The sequence below is a fragment of the Flavobacterium frigoris genome (genome assembly GCF_900111075.1).
GTDB classification, from domain to species: Bacteria; Bacteroidota; Bacteroidia; order Flavobacteriales; family Flavobacteriaceae; genus Flavobacterium; species Flavobacterium frigoris.
This window is the reverse complement of sequence record NZ_FOFZ01000003.1, coordinates 340,779-360,716: the sequence shown is the minus strand read 5'-3', so window position 1 is coordinate 360,716 and position 19,938 is coordinate 340,779. Positions and strand designations below refer to the sequence as shown.

The 19,938-nt window shown below is 33.2% G+C and carries 22 protein-coding genes; 8 read left to right on the top strand and 14 right to left on the bottom strand.

Annotated features, from left to right (window positions below; all coding sequences use genetic code 11):
* Positions 1-38: 38 nt before the first annotated feature.
* From BMW63_RS06960 to BMW63_RS06920, 9 genes are all read right to left on the bottom strand, one after another.
* Entirely contained in the window at positions 39-488 is a 450-nt protein-coding gene (locus BMW63_RS06960) for a cyclic-phosphate processing receiver domain-containing protein (RefSeq protein ID WP_083380377.1), read from the bottom strand.
* A 5-nt stretch (positions 489-493) separates the two neighbouring features.
* Positions 494-1,084: a hypothetical protein gene (locus BMW63_RS06955; RefSeq protein ID WP_074722611.1), complete on the bottom strand. Its 591-nt coding sequence runs from the start codon at positions 1,082-1,084 to the stop codon at positions 494-496.
* Positions 1,085-1,097: 13 nt separating this feature from the next.
* Entirely contained in the window at positions 1,098-2,186 is a 1,089-nt protein-coding gene (locus BMW63_RS06950) for an AAA family ATPase (RefSeq protein WP_074722609.1), read from the bottom strand.
* 72 nt (positions 2,187-2,258) lie between these two features.
* A complete protein-coding gene (locus tag BMW63_RS06945) occupies positions 2,259-2,900 on the bottom strand; it encodes a hypothetical protein (RefSeq protein WP_074722607.1) in 642 nt (213 codons plus the stop codon).
* Between the two features lie 86 nt (positions 2,901-2,986).
* Positions 2,987-3,598 (bottom strand): P-loop NTPase family protein, encoded by a 612-nt coding sequence (locus tag BMW63_RS06940; protein WP_074722605.1) that lies wholly within the window; start codon positions 3,596-3,598, stop codon positions 2,987-2,989.
* A 74-nt stretch (positions 3,599-3,672) separates the two neighbouring features.
* Entirely contained in the window at positions 3,673-4,596 is a 924-nt protein-coding gene (locus BMW63_RS06935; protein WP_074722603.1) for a hypothetical protein, read from the bottom strand.
* A 40-nt stretch (positions 4,597-4,636) separates the two neighbouring features.
* Positions 4,637-4,915 (bottom strand): helix-turn-helix domain-containing protein, encoded by a 279-nt coding sequence (locus BMW63_RS06930; protein WP_074722601.1) that lies wholly within the window; start codon positions 4,913-4,915, stop codon positions 4,637-4,639.
* Between the two features lie 111 nt (positions 4,916-5,026).
* Positions 5,027-5,872: an RteC domain-containing protein gene (locus tag BMW63_RS06925; protein ID WP_074722599.1), complete on the bottom strand. Its 846-nt coding sequence runs from the start codon at positions 5,870-5,872 to the stop codon at positions 5,027-5,029.
* 132 nt (positions 5,873-6,004) lie between these two features.
* The gene (locus tag BMW63_RS06920) at positions 6,005-6,298 is read right to left on the bottom strand and encodes a tyrosine-type recombinase/integrase (RefSeq protein ID WP_074722597.1); all 294 of its coding nucleotides are present in this window, start codon (positions 6,296-6,298) and stop codon (positions 6,005-6,007) included.
* Between the two features lie 314 nt (positions 6,299-6,612).
* Here BMW63_RS06920 and BMW63_RS06910 point away from each other — a divergent pair, with 314 nt between their 5' ends.
* From BMW63_RS06910 to BMW63_RS06900, 3 genes are all read left to right on the top strand, one after another.
* Positions 6,613-7,515, top strand: a complete 903-nt coding sequence (locus BMW63_RS06910) for a hypothetical protein (RefSeq protein WP_074722593.1) — start codon at positions 6,613-6,615, stop codon at positions 7,513-7,515.
* A gap of 182 nt (positions 7,516-7,697) precedes the next feature.
* A complete protein-coding gene (locus BMW63_RS06905; protein WP_074722591.1) occupies positions 7,698-7,907 on the top strand; it encodes a DUF6140 family protein in 210 nt (69 codons plus the stop codon).
* A 5-nt stretch (positions 7,908-7,912) separates the two neighbouring features.
* Positions 7,913-8,617 (top strand): hypothetical protein, encoded by a 705-nt coding sequence (locus BMW63_RS06900; protein WP_074722589.1) that lies wholly within the window; start codon positions 7,913-7,915, stop codon positions 8,615-8,617.
* A gap of 566 nt (positions 8,618-9,183) precedes the next feature.
* Here BMW63_RS06900 and BMW63_RS06895 read toward each other — a convergent pair.
* The gene (locus BMW63_RS06895; protein WP_074722587.1) at positions 9,184-10,431 is read right to left on the bottom strand and encodes a site-specific integrase; all 1,248 of its coding nucleotides are present in this window, start codon (positions 10,429-10,431) and stop codon (positions 9,184-9,186) included.
* A 1,056-nt stretch (positions 10,432-11,487) separates the two neighbouring features.
* Here BMW63_RS06895 and BMW63_RS06885 point away from each other — a divergent pair.
* The 4 genes from BMW63_RS06885 to BMW63_RS18105 are packed head-to-tail and all read left to right on the top strand — an operon-like array spanning position 11,488 to position 13,124.
* A complete protein-coding gene (locus BMW63_RS06885; protein ID WP_074722583.1) occupies positions 11,488-12,243 on the top strand; it encodes a hypothetical protein in 756 nt (251 codons plus the stop codon).
* A gap of 1 nt (position 12,244) precedes the next feature.
* On the top strand, positions 12,245-12,670 hold the full coding sequence (locus BMW63_RS06880) for a DUF5675 family protein (RefSeq protein WP_074722581.1): 426 nt from the start codon (positions 12,245-12,247) through the stop codon (positions 12,668-12,670).
* Positions 12,671-12,685: 15 nt separating this feature from the next.
* Positions 12,686-12,964: a hypothetical protein gene (locus BMW63_RS06875; RefSeq protein ID WP_074722579.1), complete on the top strand. Its 279-nt coding sequence runs from the start codon at positions 12,686-12,688 to the stop codon at positions 12,962-12,964.
* Positions 12,951-13,124 (top strand): hypothetical protein, encoded by a 174-nt coding sequence (locus tag BMW63_RS18105; protein WP_175460268.1) that lies wholly within the window; start codon positions 12,951-12,953, stop codon positions 13,122-13,124. The genes BMW63_RS06875 and BMW63_RS18105 overlap by 14 nt, the downstream gene beginning before the upstream one ends.
* Before the next feature lie 112 nt (positions 13,125-13,236).
* On the opposite strand, the gene BMW63_RS06870 is transcribed toward BMW63_RS18105, so the two are convergent.
* On the bottom strand, positions 13,237-13,656 hold the full coding sequence (locus tag BMW63_RS06870) for a DUF6943 family protein (RefSeq protein ID WP_074722577.1): 420 nt from the start codon (positions 13,654-13,656) through the stop codon (positions 13,237-13,239).
* A 253-nt stretch (positions 13,657-13,909) separates the two neighbouring features.
* On the opposite strand from BMW63_RS06870, the gene BMW63_RS06865 reads away from it, so the two are divergent.
* Positions 13,910-14,131, top strand: a complete 222-nt coding sequence (locus BMW63_RS06865) for a hypothetical protein (RefSeq protein ID WP_074722575.1) — start codon at positions 13,910-13,912, stop codon at positions 14,129-14,131.
* A gap of 842 nt (positions 14,132-14,973) precedes the next feature.
* Here the strand turns inward: BMW63_RS06865 and BMW63_RS06860 are convergent.
* The 3 genes from BMW63_RS06860 to BMW63_RS06850 form a co-directional block, all read right to left on the bottom strand.
* Positions 14,974-15,918, bottom strand: coding sequence for a hypothetical protein (locus BMW63_RS06860; RefSeq protein ID WP_139174209.1), 945 nt, complete (start codon positions 15,916-15,918; stop codon positions 14,974-14,976).
* 465 nt (positions 15,919-16,383) lie between these two features.
* On the bottom strand, positions 16,384-18,258 hold the full coding sequence (locus BMW63_RS06855; RefSeq protein ID WP_074722571.1) for a DUF2075 domain-containing protein: 1,875 nt from the start codon (positions 18,256-18,258) through the stop codon (positions 16,384-16,386).
* Between the two features lie 3 nt (positions 18,259-18,261).
* On the bottom strand, positions 18,262-19,938 hold the full coding sequence (locus BMW63_RS06850) for a DEAD/DEAH box helicase (protein WP_074722569.1): 1,677 nt from the start codon (positions 19,936-19,938) through the stop codon (positions 18,262-18,264).

Below are 19,938 nucleotides of genomic sequence, written 5' to 3'. Positions count from 1 at the left end.
ATTTTTTTTCAACTATTTTAATGTCAGCTCCAATTTGGTCATTTCTCCTTGCCAAAACGGTAGCGGTAGGTTGAGAACTGATTCAAAAGACCCTTTATTTTATCGCTGCCTACAGGGTTCATAGAATGACAATAGCATTTAGGACAATCAAAATTGTTGTCTAAACAATAATCAACTAGCCATATAGCACATTCATAACCTGTTTTTTCAGTATGTACCTGTGCATCTTGCCATTCTTTTGATTGGTCATTATCAACAGCTGGAGGTGGTGATGTGTATTCCATATCTGCCAAATCGTGGTCAAAAGAAATAAAATCAGGCAATCCATTTATGGTAATCCATTGAACAAACTCCATATAGTTTCTTACAATCTCCCATTTTTTGTGTAGAAACATAGTTTGCTGTGTGTACCTATAAACATCGTGCGGATGGCGAATGTCATCCAAAAAAAGAAACCGTCCACTTTTATTATTTTTATATGATTGCATTGAAATTATTTTATTTTAGAAAAAAACTGATAATCAACCTTAATCTCCATCCAGACTTCGTCAATATTGTAGATGTCAAACCAGGTTAAATCACTATGATCGTACAAATGATGAAAAGAATAACAATGATTTCTTTTTGCCAGTAGTGAATCTCGAGGAATAAAACACATACCACCAACCGTATTTGAACAAGAGTCATTATATTCTTCTTCCAACTGTCGGCAACCCATAAAGTCATCAGATGTATTTATATAGAAAGGATTGCCGTAAACTTTCGGATCGTATTTTTTATAATGTTTGTTATTCCAATATTCCGATTCAACCTGAATATTGAAATCATTAATTTCTTTATTGGCAACCATCAATTCGCATTGTTTTTCAATTTTTCGATATTGCTTGAATACTTTTTTTTCTTCCTCTCGAAGTTTATCGTTTAGGAGCACTAATTTTTCATCAAGTTCTGTTGACCATTTGAATTGATTATCTATGGAGTCATTCCGATCATATATTGCAATTTTTTCACTTTCATTTCTTTTATTAGATTTTTTCTGAATGGCTCTAATGAAACCTATTTCAAGTTCTTTGTCTATCTTCATATTTTTTATTTATTTAATTTCCGAAACCAACTGCTTTTCTCAGTTTAGGTTCATAATTATTACTGCTATTAAAATTAAAAATGTCGGAAATGGGTAATGGTTGAGTCACTTCAATCTGATAGTTCAATTTGTTCAATAATGCGTTAGTTCTAATAAGAGTAAGAGGTTTGAATTCGTAGATAGTTGAAAGTCTTCCTTTGCGTAAAAGTGCCTTGTCGATATTTGTCACATTAGTATTAAAGGTTGCTACGATTTGGATTCCTAAACTTTCACCCATCAAACCATCCGTTAGATTAAGTAACATAGAGAGATTTGAATTTCGTACCTCATCGCGAGAGGTAATCAATTCTTCGGCATCTTCAATCACAATAACCGCATTTCTATTTTGTAGTAAAAAGGGTGTCATTGCCACATTGTCAAGTTCTCCTGCCATTTTTGTGGAAAGGAATATTACTTTTTTGTGAAGATGATGTATTAAATATCTGATATAAGTAGTTTTTCCTGTTCCGGGATGTCCATGAAAAAGATACAGTCCGTTTGTATTTGACTTGTTTATGTTTTTTACTATTGCTTTATGAATAGTAAAAAAGTCTTCATTGTAATGCAGACTAAAATCGATTTTTGGTTTTTTGATTGCAATTTCTTGAGTTTCCAGCCCTGATTTCGTCATTGTAATTAAGCTAATTTCAGTCGTTTTTTTTCGTTTAATTTTGTATTTCTTTACCTGTTCGAAAATGCCAAGTGCTTCGTTTTTATTTTGTTCCGTAAAATAAAGCATCATACTTTCATTTGAAACATTTATCAAAACACCGGATTCCAGAAAAAAATTATGAATATTTAGTGTGGCCAATTGCGTTACTGCATCGAATTCTTGTCGTGCGATTTGATGTATTATCTTTCCAAATATGCCTATTGCTGCATCAGATCTAAGCTTTTTATCGTCGATTTTATCTACAACATAAATATTTGGAATTTGACCAAAATAGCTATAAAACAGTTTTGAAGTGATTACCATAAGACCTCCGTTCATGAAGGTATCTACTGAGCCATATGTGGGTTTTTCGAATGTTTTTTTGCTGATTGAGTGAGTTGTTCTGTCCATATTACTAATTTTTAATATGCAAAACTATTGTTCCATAGCGACAAGCCATGACGTCTACTAAAAATATCTCCGCTATTTGTTGTTAGGATTTTTATTTATTTCATCCATGTACAATTGCAAATCATATAAACAAATCAATTCTCCATCGTTATTTGCTGTTTGTGCCAGTTGGACAAAACTACTATTTTGTGATAATGAATCTTGTGTCATTTGGTTTTGTAAAATTATGCAAATGACTTGGGAAAGTGTATTTGTATTACAAAGTAAAATGTAGTTTTTGAGATAAATTTGGATTTCAAACTTATGCGTTTCGTGGTCATGATCTAATGCTGTAAAATTCAGATTTTTTGCTTTTAAAGTGTTCTCGCGAATTATGTATGGTTTTTCCAGTTCTTCAATAACTTTATTGATTTGCTCAGTTGGCATCAGGAACGCCGTGAATTTCCAGGTTCTCAGTCTTGGTGCATTGTCGATTAAAAGAGTGACTTGTTGGAAATAGTTGGAATTTCCATTGGCTGTAACAATGAATTCTGTTTTGCTATATTCTTTTTTTGGAAAGACAATTATAAAATCTATTTCCCTGCAGTAGTAGCTGAGATTTTTGCATAACCAAAATAGAATTTCCTTTTGTTTTTCAGGAGATTCATTGCAACTATTTTTGATTCTTTGATTGTTGTCTTGGAACCAGTTCCAGAAGGTGTTGATTTTTTTCATTGTGTGAAAAGGTTATTTGGTTACTCGTTGAGGGTTTAAAGTTTGTTTGTTGCTGTCGCTCGAGATGAAAGAGAGGTGGGTTGCTATTATCGTTTGTCTTTGTCCGTTTTGTCAAAAGCGATTAAGTTGAGCATGTTTCTCAAGCGAGATCTGACTCGATTGCCGTAGGCGGTTTCTATTTCGGATGCGGAGAGGTTTGTGGTGATATGGGTGTAGATTTTCTTAGATATAAAAATGTCGTACCTGGAGAGAATAATCTCTGCCATGACATTGCATTCATTTCCAAAGTATTTGAGGTTCTTTTCGGTGCCTAAATCATCGAAACAGTAGTTTTTATGTTCGGCATGGGTGTTGTGTCCATGGCTGTAGCGCTGAATTACTTCATATCCATCTTTAATGAACTCAAAACTAATGTCCCGGCAGGTTTTCATGAAGAACTTTTTATTTGGTTGAGGTACATAGCGCATTAAAGCCATCAAAGAAGTTTTACCGCAGCCTACTGGTCCAGAAAGCAGAATTCCTTTGCTGAGGTCGATTTCAAACTTAGCTGCAGTACATTCATCATCCAGAAAATAGCAAATCAGTTTTGTGATGTTTGTCGTGTCTTGTTCTAGGAATTGAAATTTGTCTCCAAAGTCCTTTTTGCCTTTTTTTTCTAACCAAGCAATAATTTCTGGATAATTGTATTTTGATGTCATAGTGGGGGTGAGAAGTTAGAGATTGGAAGTGAGAGATGTCTTTCGAATCTTAGAGAACCTGAAACAAGTTCAGGTTAAAGTGGTTCAGCGTAGTTTTTCTCGGTTTCTGCATGGAGATTATAGGCTCTCGTTTGCTCTTTTACTGGGATGTTTTGTGGCATTTTTGCATTGAATTTATTAGTGTTCATCATCCAATTTCGTGCAGCTGCTTTCCAATCTTTCATTTTTGTTTTCCCACCAATGAGCCATCCGTTGCTGGAGTAATAATTAAAAAATCGCTCTGCTTCAAACTCGGAATATTCTTGAAACTTGAAATACTCTTTGGTTAATTCCAATGTTGGGTTCTGCGCTTCGTTCGAAGTGATAGTTTTAGCCTTTTCTTTTTTGGCGGAACTTTTTTGCCGACCATTTTCTGTTTTATTTTTTTTGGAGTCAGCGAATGCGAAAGGCATTTCATTTCTCTTATTTTTTTCTGGATTTTCTAAAATTAAATTATCATCTAAAATTTCAAACTCGGGTGTTCTCTCTCTATTGTTTATATTGTTTTTATATGTTTTTTTATTCTCTATATAGAGCTGACCATTAACCTGTTCAGTTGCCTGACCAATAGGCTGTTCATTTTTTGAACTAGTACGGTCATTTTTTGAACGGGTTGATTCATTTTTTGAACAGGTCAGGGCATTATCATCGGATTTTGCTTTGTATCCCTCTGAGAAATTGTGGACTGTAATAGAAGTACCGGAATACGGATTGAAAGAGGGGTTGTAATCCAAATAACCCAATCGTTGTAAGTCTTTGATGCATTTATGATAGGTGGCATTAGAAGCAATTTTACTTCCTTTCATCATTTCGTCTCGAGTGATAGTTATTGGATTCTTGAACCGGTTCACATTCCAACATTGAAAAATAGTAATGTATAAACTGATGTGCGTTGGATTAAGTGTGTTTTCAAGCGCTATTCGATTAAAGAAACCTGTAAGGTGTTTGATGTAGTTCATAACTTGGATCTTGTATTTGTTTTTTTTGAAATTTCAATGGTTAATTGATTTCGAGCAATTTTTGGATATCGTTATAATTGTAATAAATAATACTTCCAATTTTGGTGTAGTTTAATGTTCCGTTGACGCGTAGGTTTTGTAGTGTGCCAGGGGAGATCTTGAGTAGTTTTTTAACTTCGGAAGATTTGAGCCATTTTTTGGGTTCCGGATTGTGATTGATGATTTCTTTAATTTCCGCTATAAGGTTGTTTTTGAATTCTACTAAATCACCTTTAGTAATAAGCTGATGGCTAAATAGGGTAGGGTTCTCTGTTGTCATACTGTTGTATTTTAATACGTTATGATGCAAAAGAAGTGAAGTTGAAATAAAAAAACACCCAAGTTGGGTGTACCTTGGGTGTTTTTTTTAATCAAAAGATAGTAAAGGCTATTATTTATATTCTTGCTCAGCGAAGCGTTTGTTGAGGTTTTCGCGTAAAACATCTAAGAATTTAGTTTTGTTTATTTTACGATTTTTAATTTCATTACTGGCTCTGTAAATGTCACCTAGTTCGATATCGAATAATTTTTCAAAGGTTTTTGCGATTTCTGCAATATCTGCTTTCCCATTATTGAATACTTTTTGGGTATGCAAGGCATAAATCAATTCGATAAGCGCTGTTTTACTCTCAGTCCATTTTATAGTTTTTACTTCTAGCGTGGGTAATATCATTACTGGTATATTCTCGTTTAAGTTTCTGAGCTTATTGTCTAGATGTCTCATAAAAAGTTCATTAGCCATAATCATCGCAACCTTAAAGTCATGCGTGGTGGAAAAACGGTCGTCTAATTCATAATGAAATGTTTCAAGATTAAAATCAATTTCGGCATTATATCTAATAAATAATTTGTTATCGAGGAAGTTACTTCCCAGACGGTAATAGTTGTAAAACTCAGTGTTATCAATAAAATAACAATTCAATTTAAACAATTCATTGTCGTAATACTCTCTTTGCGTTTTTTTTCCACCTAAAGGTTTTGATGCTTCCAGTTTTCTGATTTTTTTGAAATAAATCATTTTTGAGGTAAATTTTGGTTTTATGTTTTTGAAAAACATAATTTCATCCTCAGTACTTTTAAATTGTTGATCCAGAACCTGATTTTTAAGAATTCTCAACTGTTTAACAATGGATTCTATTGACTTGTCACACATGACAATTGGATTGTCGTAATCAAATGATATGGTTTGCAGTTCGTCCTCAAGTTCACAGAGTACTTTGCGACTGAATTTTATCATAAAAAAATTTGGATTTGGCGTATTATTATTAGTTTTTAGTAATAAAAAGTGCCAAATTAGTTCAATAGTTTAATTAATGCTAAAGAATATGCATAAATCCGAATATCTTTTTTAGTTTCATAATTTCAATTCTTAAATTATTGTTTGTTGCTGTTTTTGTTTAGCTGCGATCAGATTAAGTTTATCTCGTAGCAATTTCATGTCTTCGCCTATTTTTTTGTCTGAAACTTTTGCATAATGCTGGGTAGTGCGTACGTTTTTGCGTATTAGTATTTTACTTACGCTCTCTATTGGAGCTCCATTTGTGAGTCTAATTGTATTTGAAAAAGTGTGCCGGACAATATGGAAGTGGAGTTCTTTTTTAATTTCACAATGGACTGTCATTTCTTTTAAACACGCATTCATTTTTTGATTGCTTTGTGGGATATGAAAAGCAAGATGGTGTCTTTATTTATGGGATTTTTTTTTTGACAATGTGGGAAACCGTAAAGAATCTATATTGTAGTGGTTTACTTTTACTCGATAGAAATGCATCAATATCACTAAAAGTGGGTATTGTGGGTATAGGTTGGAAATCGTCTATTTACGAGCTAGGATAAATAGCAAAGATTGATTTGAAACTTTAAAAAAAGTATAGGATGTTGATGGTATTTATTAGTTAGCCGTCATTGTACAGCAACGTACTGAAAAACAACAACTTTAAATGTAAAAATATAATTTAACCCCAAAAAAAAATACCTATGAAAAAGACTATTTTAATTTTCTTCTTAACATTTAATTTAATTTCTTGTGCTAAACCAACCAAAAATGAATCTATAACAAATGAAACTGAAATTATAAAAAGTAATGTAACACAGGGAAATAATGAAATTACTATTAAATATTCAACTCCTATTAAAGGTTATAATGTAAGTGTAAAATGGCTAATTAGAGGAAAGCTTGAAGTACACGGTTCAGAAAATTTTAGTGGTCCAGCAATGCTGACTTTTGAAAACCTAGAAACTAAAGAAATATCTTGGGTTTTACATCCTGAATTCACAATAGATATTGATAAAGAAAATCTAAAATACTTTACTGTTAAAGATGGTGAATTTGTAAAAACCCAAAGTTTTACACAAATTTCAAAATATATAAAACCAAAATTTGATAAAGTTGGCACTTCCAAAGAAGAAGAAGGATTTGGATACACATACATTCCTTTCTTCTTTCAAGATGTCGATTTTGATGGTAAAGACGAACTTATTCTGACATATGCAAGAACATATGAAAAAGGTGGTTCACAAAATAAAATATTCAAAAGTCCTGATTATGATAGTTTAGAATTTAGCGAAATGACTAATGAACCATTTAATAATTTTTCAGGATTTTACTATGGTAATCCAAGTGCCGACGCATATAGCTATACAACTATAGATTATAAAAATAAAACAATAACTCAACACGGTGCGTCAGGTGCAGGAGGTAACGGAGAGAGTATTTATGAGTTTAAAAAATCAGAATATGAAGATGAGTATCAATTATTCAAAAAAACTGATATAAACAATTACGAAAATAGGGAAGTAAAAGAAACTACAATATCAAAATATGATTCTTATGGAAAAGAAATCATAAAAGTAGATAAAGCAAAAACAACGAACGGCTAACCGCCATTTTGAGCTAGCTGGAATTTATTGGAATTACCGTTTCGCATCAAGTTTTCTTTAAGCCGAAAATTGAGCGTTTACGAATTCCCAGCCATTTCAAAGTGGTAAAATGTTAGCCGTCAGTTTACCGCACCGCAAAGAAATAAAGAACTTAATAAAAATAATTTTAAAAAAAATATATTATGGCATTATACAATATTACAGCAAAAAAGACAGGAACTTGGGGAAGTGTTCATTTTGAAAAAGGAATGAGCGTTGAAGTTGTTTTACAAGGAGCAACTTCTTCTTCAGATTCAATAAAAAAAGTCAAAGAAGCTTTTTTAAATAAATACAGTTTAGATATTGAACATCTTCATTCATCTACTTATTTAGATTTTGAAAAAATAAACTAAAAAATATGAATGATAAATTAAAAAAACTCTATTCTGAAAAATGGGAAAATTTAAGTATTAACTTAAACGAAGTATTAGAAAATCCTGAATTAAAAACTAAACCGACAAATCCATTATTAATTTCACTTGAGAACAATAATTACGAAAATGCGGACATCAAACTTATCATTTTTGGTCAAGAAACAAACGATTGGGAAAAAGATTTCAATGGTAAAATTGATAGCCTTTTACCTGTTTACAAAAGATTTTTTAATGATGGTTACGCATTAAAAACTTACGGTGGACAATTTTGGAATGGCGTAAAAAGATTTTTAGAATTATTACAAAAAAAATATCCAAACAAAACGATTGGAATAGTATGGAATAACGTCATCAAAATTGGTTGTTCAGGTAGAAATAAAAATATGCCGCCACAATACATTTATAAAACAGAAAGAAAACATTTCGATGTTATAAAAGACGAACTTAACATACTAAAACCAAACGTAATTTTATTTATGTCAGGTCCAAATTATGATTATGTAATTGAAGATAATTTTGGCAAATTCAATTCTGCAAATATAGGAACTGAATTTTCAAAAAGACAGTTATCAAAATTAAATATAGGTTTTGGCGAAAATGTATTTAGAACATATCATCCAACATATTTGTGGAGGACAAAACGGTTGAATGAATATTATGAAAAAATTATAAATGAAATAAAAATATAAATAAAAAACCGAACGGCTAACAGTGGTATCAAGAAAAGGCGAGAAATGTGCTAAATTCACGTTTGTCTTTCGTAAGAAAAATTATCTTAGTGGAAAATATACGGTCACGAAGTTCGCCACTTCTTTTAGCTGCGAACCGAAAGTTGATGAACATAACAGAAAAAATGGTTATTACTGATGTATTCAAAAAGCTACCCTTTAATCATATGTGACAATTCAATGAAAATTTCTTCAGAATAAAATATTTGCTTAATCGATATTTTCAATTATTAAAGCAATAAATAAACGTCATAGTGGAACTGCTAAGGTTTAATTGATGTTTAATAAACCAACAATGAAGACTTGTTTGTACGGAAGTGATGACACTACAATTACTATCGTGATTGGATTTTGTAAGATTCAAGAGGCTTTTTAGCCTCTTTTTTGTGCTTTAGGAAAATTTATAGTGTTGGATTCGCGAATCCAACACTATGTTATTTGTTTTTAATATTTTACATCCAATGTCGATTTTTTAGACCTACTCACTATTCTAAGCTCATTAAATGCTAAATTCGACTAGTGAAAATTCAATTAGCCTTTTTGATGATTTTATCATTGTTGCTGCTTAACATTTTGTTTCTCAAAATCATCATGTCCTCACTAACTTTTTTATCCAACACCTTTGCATAATGTTGGGTGGTTCTTAAGTTTTTGTGTCCAAGCATTTTGCTCACGCTTTCTATAGGAACCCCGTTAGTGAGTGTTACTGTGGTTGCAAATGTATGTCGTGCAATGTGAAAAGTAAGTTCTTTTTCGATTTCACAAATGCCTGCGATCTCTTTTAAATAGGCATTCATTTTCTGGTTGCTCAAAATGGGTAATAATTTATTTTGATTGCAGCATTCCGGATGATCCTCGTATTTATCAATAATCATTTGAGTAATTGGAAGAATTGGAATCTTCGAAGCGGTTTCTGTTTTCTGGCGGTGGGTGAATATCCACTTTTCTCCATCAATACCGAGACTTATGTGGGACTTTGTTAAGTTTTTGACATCAATGTATGCCAGGCCGGTAAAGCAGCTAAATAGGAAGATATCGCGTACTAATGAGAGTCTATCTGTTTTGAAATCTTTGTTGATGATATTCTCAATCTCTTCCTCGGATAAATACACCCGTTCCACTTCTCTGATTTTGGCTTTGTAGTTGCTGAAAGGGTTTCTGTCAATCCAATTGTTGGCCAAACAAATCTTTATGATTTTACTGAAGTTCTTGATGTACTTCACCGCGGTGTTGTTGGCGCAATTCCTAACGCTTCGTAAGTAAAATTCATAGTCGGTAATAAAAGCATGATTGATTTTATCAATCTCGATATCGGATATTTTGTATTTCCATTCCAGAAAATCGATCGTGTGTTTTAACGAGGTCTTATAACGCTCCAATGTACCTGGTGCATATTCTTTACCTACCAATTCTTTGATTTTGTTATTATGGTCTTGGAAGATGGGGATCAACATTCGTTTGCGTTCTTCAAAACCAAGGATTTTGTTTTTGATAGTTTCTGCAGTAACCGGAATGTTTTTGTGTATTAATTCCATTTGCCCATCAATAATTTTGATTTTAAACATATCAAGATGGCTATTTATTGTACGGGCTTCTTCTGAACTGCCTTTCATTTTGCCTGCTTCTGTAGACCACTTGGAAATGTCGACAAATCGGTTTGTGCTTAATTCAATTCTTTTGCCATTAATGGTGATTCTTGTGTAGATCGGAACTGAACCGTTTACGCTGGCTTTTGCTCTCTTTGCATAAAAGAGAATTGATACTTTTGTTTTCATCGCGGTAACCTTTTAGTTTATATTAAATTTAAATCTAAAATGACTACAACACAAGATGTTCATATTCTGAACAACTTAATGAACATGTTAATGAATATGTTCGAAAGCCTTGTGTATACTAGCCCGAGATAAAAATCGGTTACCCAAAAGTCATGAGTTTTAGGGTAACCGATTTTATCCCCTTCAGTACACGCATTAATGAATATTTTGGAGGGAGTATAAAAGAAAAAACCCTTTAAATCATACGATTTAAAGGGTTTTAATTCAATTTGTATTTCTACTGGCGGAGAAAGAGGGACTTGTATTCCTCTTTTTATGCTAGTGTTTACGATGTCTCGCAAACTATTTTAAAACAAGGGTCTCGATTTTACTCCTACGATTTATAGGTAAAAAATCATGTAAACTTATCACTGTAAATATAGTGATAATTAAAGGTTTATCAAAGTAAAAAAAGTCCTTTCATCGTTTAAACTTTGAACTAGTTGAGTACTATTATTGAAATGGAATCGGTTCAAAATTTAGTTGCCTAAAATATAATTTCTACCCAATTATCAAAGGTTCAACCTGTTCAATTTTAAGGCTCGTAAATTGGCAAAATTCTTCAATAGACACAAACTCATCTTCTAGTTTGTTTAACTTAATTCTCATTTTTTGAACTAGTCTAATACTTTGGCGATAACTCTTTCCGGTTATGCGTTGTATATCCTTAGGGTATATACATAATCTATTGTTTTTGGCTCTCATACTCTATCTATGACTTTGATTGGGCTTTACCTAATCTGGAACCTTTATGGCTCAAGTTCTGGCACTCCATAAAAATAGTAAATTATTTCTTTGGTTCAGAAGCGGAAATCTACTCCCGTCAATGTTGGTTGTAAATGGGTATTTAGGTCATTTTATGCCATTTGTGTCACAAAGTGACATATGGGATATGGGAGTCTTTTTTATGTGATTTAATTGACTAAAATTTGTTTCATAATCAATCGAAAAGTGTTGCAACAGGATGATGATTGAGAGCGTATTAAGCAAAATTATTCATTTAAAATTTTAGGAATTATGGCAAGACAGAAAGGCATAATTAAATTGAAAGGTACTATCGGAGATATTACCTTTTACAAAACCAAAGATGGGCATTTGGCCCGTGAAAAAGGTGGTGTTGATGCGAGCAGAATTAAAAGTGATCCTGCATTTCAAAGAACCCGTGAAAACGGGGCCGAATTTGGAAGGGCAGGTAAAGCCGGTAAAACGCTAAGAACAGCTTTGAGAACTTTGCTTATTAATTCTGCTGATAGTAGAATGGTGAGCCGACTGACGCAATCTATGGTTAAAGTGATTCAAGCGGATTTAGTGAACGACAGAGGATTGCGTAATGTAATTGATGGCGAAGCGGAACTGCTTGTAGGTTTTGATTTTAATATCACTGGAAAATTAGGGACTACTTTGTTTGTTCCTTTTGTAGGGACAATTGATAGAGCTGCAGGCGAAATTTCAGTTGCTATAGATCCTTTTGTACCTGCCAATATGATTGCTGCTCCAGGTGGAACAACTCACTATAAAATTATTTCAGCGGGAGCCGAAATTAATTTTGAGGCGGAAACTTTTGTGGTTTCCAGTTCTGAAACAGCCATACAACCGTGGGATTCCACTCCAGTTTTAGCCATTAATCAATTGAATGCAGTGACTCCAAACAGTGTAAGTCCGTTGTTTTTGGCTTTAGGTCTGGAGTTTTATCAGGAGGTAAATGGAAAAATGTATCCATTGAAAAATGGGGCTTATAATCCGTTGTCATTGGTACAGGTAAGCGGTCTGTAAGATGGTTTTAGTGTTGAATAGAAGCTATTTTCCCGAGGGAACACAAGGAGTTTTGGAATGGAACGACACTCTAGTTTGTTATACCATCGAGTTGCCTTGGTTGGAAAACCAAAGCCGCATTTCCTGTATTCCTGAAGGAAAATATGTTTTACAGAAGCGTTTTAGCCCAAAATTCAAATGGCATATTCATTTACAAAATGTTCCAGGACGCGATTTTATATTGATTCATCCTGCCAACGACGCCAGAAAAGAACTGTTGGGCTGTATCGCTCCCGTAACGATACAAACCGGAATAGGGAAGGGCAGTGGCTCTCGAATAGCGTTGGAGAAGTTGAAAGCTTTTGTTTATAAAGCTTTGGCAAACAACGAAGAAGTGAAAATAAAGATCCAATCTAATCCTTCGACTCCGCTCAGGATGACAAGGTAAAAAAGTAAAGTAATTATGAATATAGTTGAACGTGCGAAAGCACCAACCCCAAAGTTTTTTAAGGTTTTGAGAAGTATTGGAATGGCCCTATTGGCTATCAGCGGGAGTATAATTGCGGCTCCGGTAGTTTTACCTGTAGCCGTTGTCAGTATTGCCGGATATGCAGCCCTTGCGGGAGGTGTCATTTCGGTAATCAGTCAAATTACGGTTGATGATGAGGCAAACCGAGAGCGGTCCATAGCAAACCAGTTGAAAAAAGACAATCAAAATTTACCCCGAGATGGAATCAAATAACAGCTTGCAAATCGGAACCGCATCTGGAACTTTATTAAGTGTGATGCCAAATATTGTTTCTGAGGATATTCTAAAAACTATTATCTTAGCCGTTGTTGGAGCGATAGTTAGTTTTCTGGTTTCACTTCTTTTAAAGCGGTTGACCAAAAATAAAAAATAAATTCAGTTTCATTAGATTCTGAAACAAGTTCAGAATAAATTCAGTTTTTGTGTGGTAACCTTTACTGAATTTTATAAGAAAGCCTAAATCGCAAGATTAGGCTTTTTTTTGTTTACCGACAGTACCTAGACAAAATACATTTTTTTAGTTCATTAATCAGTTTTAGATTCTTCTCCAGATGTTCTTTTTGTAGTTCTAGCGCTTTGATTGCATCAATATCTTTCTGATGCTGCTCGAAGTCGTAAAGCGATTGATTTACTTTTTGGTCAAATTCGGATTTAAAATTTTGAATTCGGATAAATGGAATAACGGACCCAATAAGGTGCTGATGCCAAAATTTCATTTGCCATAGGCTGTATGCTAGCCAGTAAATCATTTCGGCGTCTTCGTCGGATGAAAAAATGATCACATAACTATTGGTAAAAGGCTCTTTTTGCGGCTTGCCGCTGTTCATTCCTTTGTTAAGGATAAAGATTTGGTTTCCCTTGTAAATGGTGTCTTTCTGATGGGTTTTGACGATAAAGTTTGGCATAATTTCTGGTTTTAGATTATGTGCCTCGCTGCGCTCGGCACCCTAATATTTTAAAAGAAAAAGAAAAAAAAGAAAGTCGTCTAAGAAGTGGAGGATTCAAAAGGAGTCAAGTTTTTTTGAAAAAATACTACCCGATTATCTACAGAAAATAGGAGGAGAGGCAGTCATGTGTAGCCAAAAAAACATCTGAAATGAATGCAGGTTTAAGGGTGGAGATTTTTTTCAAAAACCCGGAGGGCTTGAACTTTACTTTTTGAAACTGGAACTTACCTTTACTTTCTTTTTTTTATTTTTTTCTTGTATCACAAAACATTCTCGTTACTGTTCTTCTTTTGGGATCGTTCTACTGGAATCGGCAATTAAACACCCCCAAGCACCGCAAGGAGCAATAAAAAGCGGTCTCGTCTTTTTAGAAGAGAAGGAACTTTTTATTGCGGATGAGGAGCGCAGTGGCGGGGTTGCGGCAATCGAATAGCCACCCTAGACGCGGGAGTTGAGTGGAGGAGACCCTGATTTTTATCAGGGTAAACGGAGCGAAACGTAGCGGATAGGAGCGTGAAACGGCGGGGAAAAAATAAAACAGTCCCGACTTTTTTTGGAGGGAAAACCTTGATTTAGGGCAAAGTGAGGTTTTTCACCGAACGGAGCCAACCCCGATGGCTGTGCGAAGGAGCAACCGCTGAAAAAATAAGGGGCGACAGACATAATACTGCTGATTGCAGAGCAGCGTAGTTTACGAAGCGGAACGGAATGAAGCTGTATTGTGGCTGTAATAGCCCCGACGAACGCAGGAAGTGACCGTGTGGAGATGAGGAACGGAACGGCGCAAAAAAAATAGCTGTCCCGCCTTTTCTTTTAGCGGGACTGCTATATTTTTTGTGCGGTGTAGTGTCTGTGGAATGGAGGGAAACTAAAGCTGTTTCTTATGGAAAAAGTATACTCATGGTACCTTAAAAGATGTTATTCAACTATATAGTTGACCGACTGGAACTGCCGAACGGAACAAAGGGAACGACCGTAGGGAGACCACCTGATTGCCCGTAATGTTCAACGGAAATGATATATTGAAACTGATTTTCAGTGGCACTTCAGTAGCAGTTTAAAGTCCTTAATTAAGATTTAAGTTCGAAGACGGGAAATCGTAGAACGTTGGAACTACATTAGTTTTTATTTATAATTTAACAGCAATTAAAGCGGCAGAATCGGGAAATGCAAAGTGAAAAGACAAATCCGGTAGTGAAGGATTCAATTCTCATACCTGTTGCAAAAAATAATTGCAAAAAAATAAAGCCTCCAGGAAAGGAGGCTTTATCAAATCTAATTAGCTGCTTTGAATTTATTGTTTAAAATTTCAACAATTTCATCATCAGTTAAAACAATCGTTTGTTTTCGGACTTCTACAAATGCATTTACTACATCTTTATTGTCAAATTCTGTTAGCATTATTTTTGATATGTCCTTATTGTTTATGCCTTGCTCTTTATTGTATTCATCAAACTCTTTTCTCATGAGGTCTTTGTTTATTTCTTTCTCATTTCCTCTTACAAGATTTTTGTATGCGGTAGATACTTTGAAAAAGTTATGGAAGCCATAGTTTATAAAAGTGTTAAATGTTCCCGCAATACCTGAATATGTTGAAACCACATCTTTCGGAATAAAAATAATTGGTTTATTTTGGTATGTGGGTAACTGAACAAAACCGGCATTCCAAGTAATAGTATTTGAATCAAAAATCTTGCTGACCGCTACTTGTTGCATAGGGATTGAATGTAAAATGCATTGTTGTCGTGTAAACTCTATTAAGCGAGACTTAACAATGCTTGTTACAATATCAGAAATCCTGTCAGGTCCAATGTTTTTTATTCCAAAATACACACTATCAATTTCAAGGTTACCCTTAAGAAACGCTTTCTTTAAAAATTTTAGATTTTTAAAAATTGTTTCTTTTAATTCATCTCCTACGGATTTACCTCTAGGATTACCTTCTGATAAACCTAAATGTGTTGCATTTGTTTCGTGTAATCCTTTAAGTAAGTCAGATAAATTAACATCTTGATTTTTAGATAAGTATATAAACATACTACTCATAAAATTATTAATATCAGTTTTCATTGCCTTATAAAGAGGCGAATTACCTTGTAATATTTTGTTATAATCCAAGAATAATCGATTGTCTACACCAAGGTAGACATTTAAAAAGTCAACATTATGTTGAGTATAGCCTTGATTATGAAGGCTGAAATGGGAAATTATATTTTGCATATGCGCGTTTTAATTTTTATACTATTATTTGAGTTTTTTAGTTCGTAAGTCCAAGTAATATATAGCAATTAAAATTTAACATAATTTTGTTTTGTTAATCCAATTGTATTTGTATTTTTGTCTCCTCTTAAAAAGAACATAATACAATATTTATATATCTCATAAATACCTTTAGATGACTAGTCTTTTGGTTAACAAATAGACTTAATATTTGTTTATTTTAATGTACAGTCTTTATTATTTTTTTTAAAAGAATAGTATTACAAATTTTATGCCAAATTTTCATGTTGTGAATTTTCATGTTGTGAAGTAAAATAACACAAAAAAAAACAGCCATTTTGGCTGTTTTTTTATTCATGTCAATTTTTTTTGGCAGTATAACTTACGCATTGTCATATTTCATAAACGCAACGCTTTTAATATAGGATTACAGCTTTCTTAAATATTTAACTCAAAATAACCCAATCATATTTTCTCCATTCTTGATTTAAAAAACAATTCTGTTTCTTTATCTTCAAAGAATACATAACATCCTTTCATACCCCTTGTTAGCAATATTTTATATGTATTTTTCATATAATCTAAAAACAGTTTTTTATCTCTTTTTACAGTATGGTCATGAGATATATTTGGATTACCACTCCAAGTTGAATTTTCTAAATTGTAAACTAAATCTTTTCCAATAATTACACCTACATAATCAAATTCAAATCCTTGAGCAGTATAGACACATCCAATTTGATTGATACCGTTTGGGTCTGTTGCCCATAATGATGCTTTTGGAATCCCGGGTGCTAACTTTATATTATTAATTGGTTTTGCATTCCATGGCTTTTGATAGTCGCCGATTTTAACATCCGAAATTAGGTTCCCTTGTTTATCTGGTTCAGACCATGGCCAACAAAATCCTGCTACTATCCGACCGGTATTTCCTTCTTCAATTCTTTCATTAATTATATTTTCCAAATCAATTGGCGATTTCATTATTCTAAAATCAAACGTAGTTTCGTCTCCTTCATTCCAAATTACATTGGCAGTGTTTTTTATGGCTAATGTATTATTAAGCCAATTGATAAAGCCGTCTGAACCGTTGCATCTAAATTGTGACTCCAGCTCGAATTCTATTACTTGGACGTTTTTTGATTTTGCATATTCTTTGACATAAGCAATAGACCCTATTTCACCTGGTCTTACAATTTGATTGTCATCAATGAAAAAGACTGAAACTTTGGCCACTTTCAATATTTCATATAATTGAGGGACATTTTTAGCAGTCGTTTTCTTTTGGAATCTGTTGGCACTAGATTCACGGATACGGTGTGCTTCATCACATATCAATAAGTCAAGAGTGTTTTTTTGTGCCTCTTGATAATTATTGAAATATTTAAACACATCGTGTGATTTTTTACCAAACATCTCCCGAAATGTTTCAGTAAAGGCTTTGGACCCTGTAGCATAATGTGATATTTTTCCCTGTTTTAAGAAATAGGTAAGTAGATGTAATGCTATTACCGATTTACCAGTTCCAGGACCACCTTTGACAATAACGGCTCTTTTTATATTTGTATTAGCTGCATTTTCAACCAAGGATTTTACTTTGTCAAACACAATTAATTGGTTGTCTAATAAAACATATGGAGATTTTGATTTTAATACATTCCCTACTTCGATCATTAGTTTTTTAGATGGCTGGTAGTTTCCATTTACTATTTTTTCTAAAGTAGGTAGACCATCTCCATTTATTAATTTATCTAATAAATACTGCTCTAATGTACTTTCTTGATTCTTAAAAAATACAGGAAAATCTTTTCTTACATCATCAAACTTAGGTTTCAATAAGGCATCTTTATCGTTATAAATATAATTATGCAAATAGGCACAAGCTGATAAATTAATATTTGATTGAAAAGCAGTATGTACACTGGAAAGATAGGTAGCATATTGGCCGACCTGTGAAGAGGGATGGAGTAAATCTCTGTATTCAATTCCCCAATGAACGGAAACTTCATTATCACCTTCAGCATCCAATGTCTCTGTCCATTGTTTTAATTCGATAATAACAGCATTCTCTCCATCCAAATTATCTTTCCCACAAATCAGGCAGTCTAATCTTTTAGAAGTTAATGGTAGCTGGTATTCGAGTAAAATGCCATGGTCATAAAACTTCAGGCGATCAAAAATGTTACTTACCTCTTTTAAAGAATTTTTCCAACTCAAAGCTTCGCTTGGTTGTGGATTCTGTCTGTAGTGTTTAAAGAACTCTTTAGATAATTTTTCAACAATGATATTTTGCTGATTGTCTTTAATAAATTCTAGCGATGATCCTTGATATAACCTCATATTTTACTTGTTTGTTATGAAAGGAAATTTTCCAAATATTATAGCTTTCATTCTAGCTCTGCTTATGGCAACATTAATACGGTTTGGTGAGAATATAAAGTCTTTTTTACTGTTCAAAGTATTTAAATCTGTTGTGCAAACAGAATATATTACAATGTCAACTGTTATACCTTGCACTCTTTCAACAGTATCAACTATTGGCAAAGTAGTCAAGCCTATTTCGGATAAATATTTTTTAATAACATTAACCTGCTTCCTAAATGGTGTTACAATAGCGATTTGATCTATTGGATATTTTTGTTCGTTTAAATAGCGGATAATCTCAGTTATTTTTTGTGCCTGAATATGGTTTTCAAATTTAAATAGACCATCCTCTATATTATCTTCTATAACGACCAAAGAATTTTCTTTGGTTAAACAATACCTTATAAATTCATCCGCTTCCTTCAAATCTATATCCAATAATCGTTCTGCCGATTGTTGGCTACTCATTAGAAAGGACTTCTGCGTTGTTTCATCTTTGTAAAAATTTAAACCAATGATATTGGTTAACTCCTCATTCATTCGATAAGTCAAATCTAATTTGTCTAGGAATTGAGGGTTAATTCTTCTTATTTGCTGAAAAACGGAAACACTTAAATTGTCGCTAATCAATTCTTCTTGAAATATGGGTGGCATTTGTGCATCATCACCAAAAAACAAATTGGAACCGGCACCAAAATACCCTATCAATGCACCAATAGAGAGAGGGATTTGCCCTGCTTCATCAATTAATAAAACATTTGGATTAATTGAATTTCTCCTAAGGCCTAAATTCAGAATGGCTGAATAAATGGTCATTCCGATAATAGTGGTTTCAGCTATTTTACTTTTTTTGTTTTTTAACGTGAACTCCGTAAAACTCATTGTTTGAACCGATGAAGGTAAATCCCGTGATTTTAGTTTTTCACCAATTTTGACTAACTTGATTTTAGGGTTTTGTTGATGAATAGCATCTAAACAATTGTTTACTGCTTGATGGGTATGCGATACAATAACAATACGCTTTTTATTGGAATAAAGAATGTCAGCAATTACACTTAAAGTGAAAGATTTGCCCGTTCCAGGAGGTCCTTGTATTCCTAAAAAGGAAGGTAAATCACAAGCTTTGTATACTATTCTTTTTTGAGCATCAGATAAATTTATTGATTGAATTTTAGTGTCAATTTTTTGGGAGTCAATTGATGAAAAACGAGATTTCTGGACAGGTTCTTTTAAGCCTGCAAGCATTTCTAGAAAAAACCAACCAGGTGCGCCTTCTTCAAGTCTATTGTAAAGTTCAATTATAGGGTCTAAAAGTTGGGGTATACTTATTTGTAATTTACAATTGGAGCCTAAGGGTAAATCCAATATTCCATCTGTAGTTAAAGAAATTTCATTTACTAAATTTTCGATAATGACTACATTTACTTTTTTAGTTGTTAAAATAAGGCATGCTTTATCCCCGGACTTCAGTTTGGAATTATTAACATCCACAGAAAACAATAATTGGTTTTCAAATTTATCTTCGAGAAATAAGTTTTCAATTAGTAAACCTTTTTCTATTTGAACATCTTCCGGTAAGGTTTTGAGTTGTTCAATTTGATCTAGAATAATTTTCTTTTCCTTTACCGTATATTCAAGTAATTGATCTCTGAACAT